General features: G+C 67.4%; 1 pseudogene. It reads right to left on the bottom strand.

The window, feature by feature from the left end:
• Positions 1 to 16: 16 nt before the first annotated feature.
• A pseudogene (locus ACXYMW_RS19735) lies at positions 17 to 1,093 on the bottom strand (IS3 family transposase); the annotation flags it as partial.

Below are 1,093 nucleotides of genomic sequence, written 5' to 3'. Positions count from 1 at the left end.
TGGAGTGCCCCCCATTTCACCGGACAGCCTGGCTGGAGTTGAGCGCTGATCTGAACTCGACGGGCGAGCGCATTGCCAGCGCGGAATGTGGATGGACGGTGTTGTAGTCGTTGAGCCAGGTGGAGACGAGCCCGAGCACCGTGGCTGCGTCTGGCAGCGGGGTGACGCGGACGTAGTCGCGCTTGAGGGTCTTCACTAAGGCCTCGCTCATACCGTTGCTCTCCGGCGAGCGGACGGGCGTGAAGCAAGGCACGAAGCCGAGTTGGCGGGCGAAGTCGCGTGTCTCGCCGGCGGTGTAGCACGAACCGTTGTCGCTGAGGTGCTCGATGGGATGTGGCGCGCGATCCGTGCCGAACCTGCGCTCGACGGCGGCGAGCATCATGTCGCGAACGTCCGACCCGCTGATCCCCGCGCCCGTAACGGCGACGTGGGCGATGACCTCGCGGTCGAAGGCGTCGAGGATGAACGCCACCCGGACCTTCTCGCCGTTCCAGCAGGTGATCTCGCAGGCGTCGGAACACCAGCGCAGGTTCGAGGCCATGACCGCGACCTTGCCGTCGTGAACGCGGCCCTCCCTACGGCCTGTGGACTTCTCAAGCGTCAGGCCGTGCAGGTTGAGAATGCGCAGCACCCGCTTGCGGTTGACCGGCTCCAGGCCCTCGGCACGGCGCTCGCGGTTCAGCAGGGCCGTGATGCGGCGGTAGCCATAGGTCGGCCGCTCGTCGACGAGGCTGCGCAGGACGGGGAGCAGCTCGTCGTCCGTAGCCTTGCGGTAGCGGCCGCGGGGCTTCGACGTGCCCGATGCCCTGGCGTGCAGCTGGGACCGGCTGACCCCGATCGTCTCGGCCACGGCCTTCACAGGGAACCATCCTTTGGCGGCGACGGCGGCAGCCACGTCCGTTTTTTTGCCCCCGACTTGGCCAGGGCTTCCTTGAGGATCTCGACCTCCATCGTCTTGCGGCCGAGCAGCCGTTCGAGATCGCGAACACGGTCCTCGAGCTTGCGAAGCTCCGAGGCACCGACCACCGGCTCGTTCTTGCCCACCGCCATCGCGCCTCCTTCGGCCATCAGACGCCGCCAGCGGAACAGCAGG

It is taken from the genome of Roseivivax sp. CAU 1761 (assembly GCF_054482755.1).
The sequence above is the reverse complement of the archived record's forward strand: the minus strand, read 5'-3'. Positions and strand labels throughout refer to the sequence as shown.